Here is a 10,496-nt window from a genome sequence, read left to right on the forward strand (position 1 = left end):
CTGGCACGATCGTTAATCGTGACGCTACTTCCTGGCTCCCGTCCTCCAGAAGCCTATGCCAATTGGCACCAGATCCTCTTGGCTGTTGAGAGTCTAATTCCGGCCTTTCCCGATCGTCAAATTCTCTGTTTGGCCGCGATCGTCTCAACACTAGATCTAAATGTCATCGAGGAAAATCTTAGCAAACTGGGATGGATGAAGCTAGTAGGAATTGAAGCCGATTTAACTAATTTTAGTCCCGATCCTAGCGCGCTTTATTATCGATCCGATCGAGTTACGATCGCTATTAGCACTCAATTGGGACGAGAATTTATGCAGATGGGTGCATGTGCGATCGCGATGGCGGGAACGGCGACGGAGCAATTTATTAGTTTAGGTAAGCCCGCTTTTACTATTCCCGGTGCTGGCCCACAGTTTACCACCGCCTTTGCCGAAGCCCAAACTCGCTTATTGGGTGAGTCGGTAATTTTGGTACCGCAGCCGCAGGATGTGGGATTGGCAATACAGCAATTATTACAGTATCCCGAACGATTGCAATCGATCGCCGGGAATGGTTTATTACGCATGGGGACTCCTGGAGCCGCAAAACGGATCGCAGCATGTTTGATGGACGTGATGAGTTATTAGTTAAAATATTCTAGGTAGGAAGAAGGAGTGAAAACACTAACACAGATTCGGCATCAGCTCCAGACTGGAGCGTTTGAATTTACCCGTCATGCTTTCAAAAGAGCAGTAGAGCAATATTAGCGAGCTGAAAATTATTGAGTCTGGGGCAAGTGTCACTATTATTGAAGACTACCCAGACGATAAGTATTCACCTAGCTGTTTGCTCTTGGGATTAACGGTTGCAGGCAGAGTATTACATCTCCAGGTTTCACGAATAGACTCAGATCTGCTAAAAATCGTCACACTCTACGAACCAAATGAAAATGAATGGATTGACTACAAAATTAGGAGATTATAATGTTCGAGTGCCACGTTTGTAATTCTAGAAAATCCCACACTGAAAATATTAGTGAGGTATTTCAAATTGATGGGAAGTTTCATCTTGTGGAAAATATTCCTACTACAGTCTGCTCTAACTGTGGAGAGGCCATATTCAGTCGAGAGACGACAGAACATATTAGATCGATGCTGCATAGTAATTCTCGGCCGATCGAAACAATTTCCATGGATGTTTACGCATACTAGTTATAGGTTTGCGAACAAACTAAAACCCAATCCCGTCTATAATTAAGTCGTTTAGCGATCGAGTGAGTCTTTTGAAGCAACGTTCTAATTATTGGCAACTTCTCCCCTATCTGCGTCCGCATCGGCTGACAATTGTGTTGGCTTTATTGTGGATCGGAGTTTACACAGCTTTTTGGCCGATCCAAGCATGGTTAGCCGGACAAATCAGTAAATATGTGGGTACTGATGTCACAATGCTTGCCAAAATTGCGGTAGCTGGGGGACTGGTATATATCTTTCAAGGTATCGCTCAATACTGCATGAATACGTTGATGGCTAAGGCTGCTTTTGGGATTACCTTAGACTTACGCAAACGTACCTATGCACACCTGCTCGGTTTGAGCGGCGATCGATTGTCGCAGATGCAATTGGGCGATTTATCATATCGATTGACTGAAGATATCGATAAAATCGGTGAAATTATTAATAAGATTTTTCATCAATTTATCCCCTGCGTACTCCAGCTCATTGTTATCCTGGGATACATGGTTTATATCAACTGGCAATTGACGCTGGCTGTATTTTGCATCGCACCAGTAATTGCCGTTTTAGTTGGCTGGTTTGGCGAGAAACTTCAAAAACAATCATTGAAGAGTCAAAATCAGATTGCCGATCTATCTTCTTTAGTAACAGAAGATTTGGGTAGTATTCGGACGATCCAAGCTTTTGTTGCTGAAGACTATGCGCGGCAAAAATTTGGGCAGGAAGCTGAATTCAATCGTCAGGCAAAGTATTTAACTGAAAAAATTAATGCCTTGCAACATCCGATCGTGAGTTTTCTGCAAGTTGTTAGTATTCTATTTATCTTTGTACTGGCTGGTATTCAGATTTCCGCAGGAAATTTAACGGCTGCTGATTTTGTCATTTACCTGACGAATATCGTGCTGATTATCAGTCCGATCGCGTTAACTACTAGTAATTATAACGAACTAAAACAAGCTGAAGCTTCAGTCGATCGAGTGTTTGAATTGCTCGCGATCCCGCAAACCATTACCGAACGTCCCGATGCGATCGCATTGCCACCAGCAACTAGTAAAATTGAATATCATCACGTTAGTTTTGGTTATACGTCCGATAAACCGATTTTAAAAGATTTTAATGTCACGGTAAAGTCGGGTGAAACAATCGCCTTAGTTGGTACCTCGGGAGCGGGGAAAAGTACGATTCTCAGTTTGTTAAATCGTTTTCATGATGTCTCATCTGGCAGCATCTCGATCGATGGCATCGATATTCGCGATGTGACGCTCAAAAGTTTGCGCCGTCAAATCGGAATCGTACCCCAGGATACTGTTTTACTCTCCGGACATATCGCTCAAAACATTGCTTTTGGGCGGACAGAATTCGATATTAAAGATGTCGAAGAAGCCGCCAAGATTGCCAATGCTCATCAATTTATCTCCCAACTTTCGCAAGGTTATTATACCTATGTCGGCGAAAAAGGGACGACCTTATCGGGCGGCCAAAAACAACGAATCGCGATCGCTAGAGCGGTATTATTCAACCCGCGCATTCTGATTCTCGACGAAGCAACTTCAGCATTAGACTCTGAATCGGAAGCCTTAGTCCAAGAAGCATTAGAGCGAATTATGGCCGATCGGACGGTGTTTATTATTGCCCACCGGCTGGCGACAGTCCGCAAAGCCGATCGGATTTTGGTAATTGAAAATGGCGAGATTATTGAAGCTGGCAATCATAGCGAATTACTCGATCGCTCTGGACGCTACGCTCAATTCTACGCGCGCCAATTCAGCCAATCAACTTAAGATCTAATTAGCTAGATCGGAAAATACGAGTAGGGGCAATTCATCAATTGCCCCTACTCGTATTTTTCGAGTCTACTCAATTCTCAATTAATTTAATAGCCGATATCCAATGTCACAGTAGCCTCGACTTGCTGCTCGCCACCAACAATCGGAGTAGTAGCAGTGGCATCCGCTAGTTTTGCTCTTGCCGATTCTTGAGCCAGCGGCATGGGAGCTGGTGTAGATGCACTGTTGATTTGAATGTTGATGACTTCTTTGCGCTTGAGACTGAGTGTTGCGAGCACTGCGTCTGCTTGACGCTCGGCATCTTGAGTCGCTTGCTTGAGTGCTTGCAGTTGGGCGGTAGAAATCGCCTGTTCGCTAGCAATAAAGTTCACCCCATCAATCCGCGTCGCCCCATTGTTGACAGCGGCATCCAAAATTGCCCCTGCTCGATCGTTCGTCACGCGAAAACTGATACTATTGGTGGCCGTATAGCCAGTAATTTCTGGATTGCGGCCATTTGAATAAATATAGGTGGGATTGAGATTGATGCCAGTGGTTTGCAGTTTATCTACCTGTTGAGTTTTGAGATAATTGATGACCTGGGTAGATCGTCTGGCGGCTGCTTGCTGGGCACTAGCGGGAGTTTTGCCCGCAACTTCGATCGCAAGGCGAATTTGACTTAATGTGGTGGGAATATTCACAATGCCTTTGCCACTGGCAGTAATGGTGCGGGGGGTCTTCCGCTCTTGGCTGGTACTGGGGGCAATTCCCACACATAGCACTAAACTGGCTGTCAAAAAGAGGGACAATGCTGGCTTGAAATTAAAGCTGCTGTTTTTGGATCGCGCATGAGCGGACTCAGTGGTGAGTGTCGATTCTTGGTATTTAGCACTAGATTCCTGTCTCGACACCGGATAGAGTGCTTCAAGATCGTCAGTAGCATCCAAATTTGTCGAATGACTGGATCGATAGTATCGATTTGAGTCTAGCCAGCTTCTAATTCTAATCATTCGGGGAATATGCTCGCCACTTCAGGTTAATAGTAAAGACTCTATCCAAAGTCAACATGTTTCCATTACGATTCGAGCGTCTGCTAATTACCTATTATTCGCGCTGGATCTGCCTTTGACAAGATAAATAGATGGCGATGTCATTGACAATTAATGCGATCGTTCAAATCCTATTTCTGATGGGCATATTAGATGTAGGGGTTAACTCAATTGTCTCCGTATATTTACTACTTATACCAACTACCCGATCGTTCCAGCAGCCGTTGGGCGCGACCTGTAGTTTCGAGATCGCCACTAGATTGAGCTACTCCAACAATCGACCCAAGTAAGTTACACAAATTGCACTACTTACTTTTTATTTTTCTACCCTTAACATTAGCGATCGGTAAGGTTTTACAGTGTTAGATCGACAAGATTAGTTAAAATATATCAATACCAGTGATGACTAGAGTTGTTGAAGCATTAAAAGATATTATCCAGCAAGAACTATCAGGGCAGCTCATTATTAGAGATGCACTAGATGCTTCGATAACTTGGGAAGCTTACTTTGGTAACGGTAAGCTGCATTTTGCAACTAGTTCGCTGGGACAAAAAGAACGCCTGACTTATTTAACCAGGCACCATCATCCAGATTTTAATTTGAGTGAGTTTGCCATCGGGCAATCTGACTACAAATTTATCTGTCATCAGTGGCAATCAGGCAGATTATCACTGCAACAAGTACGTCAGCTGGCATTTACTAGTACCCAAGAAGCTTTCGTGCATATCATGGCAATTGGCAATGCCGAGATGGAGTTCAATCTCGATGCTCATCTAGATGTCCTGATTTTATCGGCTTCGGTGCAACAAGTGATCGCACCAGTCAAGCAGCTAATTTGGCAATGGCAGAAAATTAGACCACATCTAACATCGCCATTAGTCCGAGTATATTTATCGAATATCGATAGTTTATATAAGCTTTTATGGCAACAACTTCAGAGTACCAAAGCGATCGAAGCTTATCAGTCAGCATTGACTCAAAATCTGTGTCTTTATAGTATTGCCAATCAACTCAACATCGATGTCCAAGGACTCAGCCATATGTTGCTACCACTGGTACGCAATCGAAGCGCGCAGATTTCTGGATACGGCCAAAAACAAGATGAAGATCGGCCAATTATCGCCTGTATCGATGATAGTCAAACAGTTCAAAATAGTGTCAGGCTAACTCTAGAAGCGCAAGGATATGAAGTTATCAGCTTGCTTAAACCCGCTCAAGCGATGACAAAACTCATTCGCACTCATCCAATCTTGATCTTGATGGATATTAGTATGCCTGATATTAATGGCTACGAACTGTGCCAACTTCTGCGTAAATCACCCAACTTTAAGACCGTACCGATTCTGATGCTCAGCAGTCGCGATGGCGTCTTTGATAAGCTCAAAGCCAGAATGGTCGGTGCTAACGATTATATGACTAAGCCATTTACACCCACCGATCTCGTGAATTTGGTCAACAAATATGTTTCTCAAGCATTGGTAAATGTTTGAAACGATCGAAGATTACTTTTTTACTTAATGAAGTCCAAAGTTAAAAAACAAAATAGCAAAATCGCGATCGTCTGTCATTACAAAATGAAGTGACGATCGCAAATTTTATGCTCATAATTTGGCGATATTAGGTGATGTAAATATTCACATCACCTCTACAGAGATAGCTAAATATTTAATAATCGATCGACAATATCATGGCTAACTATGAGAATTCAATCTATTTAGAATTGGAAATTACTTTAGTCCGATCGGACTGAAAGAAATCTAATAACTCCCGATTGACAAGTTGGGGAACCTCTTGTTGAATCCAGTGCCCACAGTGCGGAATCAGTTTCAGCTTAAAGGGCGCAGATATCAATCGTTCCATGCCTTCAGTTAACTTATTACTCAGGAAATTGTCCTCTTCACCCCAGAGCATCAAGGTTGGTACCGCGATCTGAAGTGGTGAATTATTCCAGTTTTGTAGCCAATTTTGGGGTGCGAGTAGCTGGCGATAATAATTGAGTGCTGCCCTTAATACTCCAGGCTTTTCTAGAGCCTCCTGATAAATTTGATTGTCTTCTGCTGTGAAAGCACCTTTTCTCACAGCTTGTCCGCGAAAGACATTGAGGATAAAATCTTTGAGATTTTGTTGAATCAACCATTCTGGTATCCCTGGGACTTGAAATGCTAGCATGTACCAACTGCGGCGCAATTGATCGAGATTGCTGCTCATTTCCTGTACTAATCTTTGGGGATGTGGCGCGTTGAGAATCGCCAATCGATCGAGCATTTGTGGACATTTTTGGGCTAGGTGCCAAGCAATTGCCCCACCCCAATCATGTCCCGCGACATGTGCTTTGACATAGCCTAATGCTTGAATTAGTCCCTGGATATCGGTACTCAAGGTATCGATATCGTACCCACTAAGCGGTTTATCTGAGTAGTTATAGCCGCGCAGATCGGGAACGACAACCTTGAAGTGACGGGCGAGTGCGGGAATCTGATGTCGCCAGGAGTACCAAAATTCTGGAAAGCCATGTAGCAAAATTACTAATTCGCCTTCACCCTGAGTAACGCAGTGTAAGCGAATATTGTTGGTTTGGATGAATTCGTGCCGCCAACCCGAATCCAAGGAGGCTGTGTAAGGTTTCATTGCTATCTGGCTAATTTGCACTGCTTTATTAGTATAAACTAGCGATCGACGATCGTCTCTCAGTTATTTTACTAGTTATTTAGAGTTAGTCAATTGCTATAAATAAATTAGCTTTGCTCCTCAACTCCAAGAAGAGAGTAATGTTGTAATTACCATCACCTTTTAATCCAGATCTCTATCCAACTTAGTAGACATTTATTCTTGACTACTTGAGTCATCTGCTGCTAATTGAGCAGTCTTCATGTTCTTGACTTGGATATCGAACCCACGATCTTGCATCCGATCGACCAATCCGGCTGAATCTTGTACCCAAAACTGTTTGCCAAATTGTACCAATCGATAGCCAGAGTCACCTTGAACGATCGCATAGACAGGTGTGCCCACCTCTGCTGTATCGCCAGAATACTCTTCGATCGTTGTTTTCAAGGTTTGCGACTGAATCTCATCGGTTGCCATACTAATTGGTAGTTTGATTAATACCAATTGTTGGGGGTCGATTTGAAGATCTGCTGACTTATAAACGAAGTTACGATCGATCTCGATCGCTTCATCGACGATCATTTGTAATTCATCATTATCTTTCTTCCGACTGACTTTTCCGACTACAATCACCGCTCCATTAGGTACTAATAGATCTTTGATTTTCTCATAAGCTTCTGGGAAGGCAACGGCTTCTAATTTACTGCTGGCAATATCTGTTAACTTCAGAATTGCCATCGACTTATTATCTTTTTTGGTCTGGACGACTTTGACTTCAGTCAACATCACCACCAACTTGACATCCTTACAAGGCTTATCAATTTCAATAATCCGCTTGAAATCATGCTTTTGCATCTTAGCAATCCGTTCGGCATTTTTGAGCGGATGATCGGAGACATATACCCCCAAAAGTTCTTGCTCGAATTGTAGCCGCTCCGCCGAAGAAAAGTCACTCACTAATGGCGATTTTGGTGTAGCTTCAAAGCCACCAGCTTCAGGTTTAGAGTCACCACCTAATAACAAATCGAATAAATTACCTTGTCCGATCGCTTTTTCTTTGGCTTTACTTTGCGACCACGGAATAATTACCTCCAGATCGTTAATTAATTGACGGCGATTGCGATCGAGATTATCAAAAGTACCGCATTGTATTAGCGATTCTAATGTCCGTTTGTTCACAGCTTGTAAGCTGACTCGCTGGCATAAATCTGCTAAAGATTTAAATTCACCACCCTCTTCGCGCGCATTGAGAATATTCTCGATCGCGGCCTCACCGACGTTTTTAATTGCCGACAACCCAAAGAGAATATTCAATCGATTGGGGCGTTCGGGATCGACAACCGGACGAAATTTGACATACGATCGATTGATATCCGGCGGCTCGACTTTGATATCCAAAGTTTGCTCGCAATTATTCAGATATCTAGTCACTTTATCTTGATCGCCACTATTAGCTGTCAACAGTGCCGACATGTATTCAGCCGGATAATTTGCTTTCAAGAATGCTGTTTGATAAGTGACATAAGCATAAGCAGTAGAATGGCTTTTATTAAAACAGTATTCTGCGAATAAAACCATCTTGTCGAACAAGGCATCCGCGATCGCATGGGACACCCCTTTCTTGGCCGCACCATCGAGAAACTTCTCGCGCTGTTTATTCATTTCATCGGCTTTCTTCTTACCCATACAGCGACGCAAAATATCTGCTTCACCTAATGTATACCCAGCCAGATCTTGAGCGATCTTCATGATCTGCTCCTGATAAACAATTACGCCATACGTCTCTTCTAGAATTGTCTCTAGAATTGGGTGCTCGTAACTAATTTTTTCGCGACCGTGTTTGCGATCGATAAAAATCGGAATCAGTCCGGCATCAAGTGGCCCAGGTCGGTATAGAGCCAGAATCGATGATAAATCCTCGATACTCGATGGTTTCAACCTGGCAACCACATCGAGCATCCCTGATGACTCTAGCTGAAATACTCCTTCTAAGTCGCCCGATTCAACTTGTTTGTAAGTTTTCTGGACATTAGGTGGCCGTTTATTCGCAGTACCTTTAGCTAAAATCTGATAAGTTCGACGTTCCTCTCGTGTAATATCATCAGGGTCAATTTTATCACCTTTAGTTTGCTCGATCAGATCGATCGCATTTTGGATAATAGTTAAGTTTCTCAATCCCAAAAAGTCCATTTTGATCAGACCCATTGAGTCGAGATCTTCCATATAATATTGGGTAATCACGGAGCCATCATTATTCCGCTGGAGCGGCACAATTTCATCCAAAGGTTGGGAAGAAATTACCACACCAGCCGCATGAACACCGAAGGTTTTATTAGTACCTTCGATTCGCATTGCCATATCAATCCACTGCCGCGCCGTGATTTTTTCACCAGTTTCAGGATCGGCATATTCATCTGTTTCATAAGCTTGTTTGAACTCTGGTGATGGTGTTTTATCGGAAATCATCACGGCTAATTTCGCTGGTTTGCCCCGCGCCACAGGAATCAATTTTCCCATTTCATTGGCTACAGCATAGGGAATATTTAACACCCGCGCGACATCCTTGAGTACCGCTTTGGAAGTCATCCGGTTGAAGGTGATAATTTGCGCGACTCGCTCTTTACCATACTTCTCGGTGACATAATCAATTACTTCCGACCGCCGTTCGATACAAAAATCCGTGTCAATATCTGGCATCGACTTGCGATCGGGATTCAAAAACCGCTCGAAGAGGAGACAATGATGTACGGGGTCGATATTGGTAATCTTCATCGCATAAGCAACGAGAGAACCCGCTGCTGAACCACGTCCAGGGCCGACTGGAATCGCCCGATCGCGAGCGAATTTGATATAATCCCAGACAACCAAGAAATAGGTCGAAAACCCCATGCGATCGATCATTTTCAGTTCAAAATCGAGCCGTTCTTGATACTCTTTGTCGATATCTGCATATCTTTTTACCTGTAGCCGTTCCTGCAATCCTGCCCGTGAAATTTCCTCGACGTATGTAGCTGAAGTATGCCCAACTGGAATCGGAAAATCGGGGAAGTTTAATTCGCCTAGAATATTGTAAGGCTGAATTTTGTCAGCAACTTCTAACGTATTCGCGATCGATTCGGCAATAACATCATCAGGTAAATGATCGCGGAATAATGCAGCCATTTCTTCAGCAGATTTGAGATATTCATTACCGCTATACCGCATCCGCTTATCTTCGCGAATTAGTTGCCCCGTCTGGATACACAGCAACGCATCGTGGGCTTCCACATCGTAACAAGAGACAAAGTGCGAATCATTAGTGGAAATAATTTTAATATCTAGTTCGCGGGCAATTTTAACGATTTCCACATTCACAACCCGATCTTCTTTCAGGCCATGATCTTGGATTTCTAGGTAGTAATCTTCCCCAAATCGTTCCTTATACCATCTCGCAACTTTGCGCGCCGCGTCTGGTCGTCCAGCCATAATTGCTTGAGGTACTTCGCCACCTAAGCAACCACTAGTTACGATCAAACCTTCCTTATATTTCTCAATATATTCCTTATTAATACACGGACGCGCAAAAATCCCTCGCCCCTGAAAGCCTTCGAGGTGAGATACTGTCGTCAACTTAACTAAATTCCGATATCCCTGCGTATTTTTCGCTAGGATCACTTGGTGAAACTTCTGATACCGCTTCTGCTGCGTGAAGTCACCATTGATCACATACATCTCGTTACCAATAATCGGCTTGACATTGCGAGTGCGACAGACTTTAATCAGTTCGATCGCCCCAAACATCACACCATGATCCGTCAGCGCGATCGCGGGCATCCCCAATTCTACCGCTCGATCGACCAAATTCGGCAACTGACTAGCTCC

The 10,496-nt window shown here is 43.5% G+C and carries 7 protein-coding genes and 1 pseudogene; 5 read left to right on the top strand and 3 right to left on the bottom strand.

The annotated features are described in order from the left end of the window. The 4 genes and pseudogenes from RMO84_RS03245 to RMO84_RS03250 all read left to right on the top strand — a co-directional run. Positions 1-627, top strand: a pseudogene (locus RMO84_RS03245) (hypothetical protein); the annotation flags it as partial. Positions 628-787: 160 nt separating this feature from the next. After that, positions 788-964, top strand: a complete 177-nt coding sequence (locus tag RMO84_RS21265) for a DUF4258 domain-containing protein (protein WP_396135757.1) — start codon at positions 788-790, stop codon at positions 962-964. Continuing rightward, positions 964-1,191 (top strand): YgiT-type zinc finger protein, encoded by a 228-nt coding sequence (locus RMO84_RS21270; RefSeq protein WP_396135755.1) that lies wholly within the window; start codon positions 964-966, stop codon positions 1,189-1,191. Before RMO84_RS21265 ends, RMO84_RS21270 begins: the two co-directional genes overlap by 1 nt. A 71-nt stretch (positions 1,192-1,262) precedes the next feature. Next, the gene (locus tag RMO84_RS03250; protein WP_396135756.1) at positions 1,263-2,993 is read left to right on the top strand and encodes an ABC transporter ATP-binding protein; all 1,731 of its coding nucleotides are present in this window, start codon (positions 1,263-1,265) and stop codon (positions 2,991-2,993) included. A 92-nt stretch (positions 2,994-3,085) separates the two neighbouring features. On the opposite strand, the gene RMO84_RS03255 is transcribed toward RMO84_RS03250, so the two are convergent. Further along, entirely contained in the window at positions 3,086-3,925 is an 840-nt protein-coding gene (locus tag RMO84_RS03255; protein ID WP_310487013.1) for an SIMPL domain-containing protein, read from the bottom strand. Between the two features lie 504 nt (positions 3,926-4,429). On the opposite strand from RMO84_RS03255, the gene RMO84_RS03260 reads away from it, so the two are divergent. Next, entirely contained in the window at positions 4,430-5,518 is a 1,089-nt protein-coding gene (locus RMO84_RS03260) for a response regulator (protein WP_310487014.1), read from the top strand. Between the two features lie 220 nt (positions 5,519-5,738). On the opposite strand, the gene RMO84_RS03265 is transcribed toward RMO84_RS03260, so the two are convergent. Next, the gene (locus tag RMO84_RS03265; protein ID WP_310487015.1) at positions 5,739-6,656 is read right to left on the bottom strand and encodes an alpha/beta hydrolase; all 918 of its coding nucleotides are present in this window, start codon (positions 6,654-6,656) and stop codon (positions 5,739-5,741) included. 195 nt (positions 6,657-6,851) lie between these two features. Next, positions 6,852-10,496 (bottom strand): DNA polymerase III subunit alpha (locus RMO84_RS03270; RefSeq protein ID WP_310487016.1); only part of this gene is annotated, 3,645 nt, incomplete at its 5' end.

Source organism: Chamaesiphon sp. VAR_69_metabat_338, from assembly GCF_031423935.1.
Lineage (GTDB): Bacteria > Cyanobacteriota > Cyanobacteriia > Cyanobacteriales > Chamaesiphonaceae > Chamaesiphon.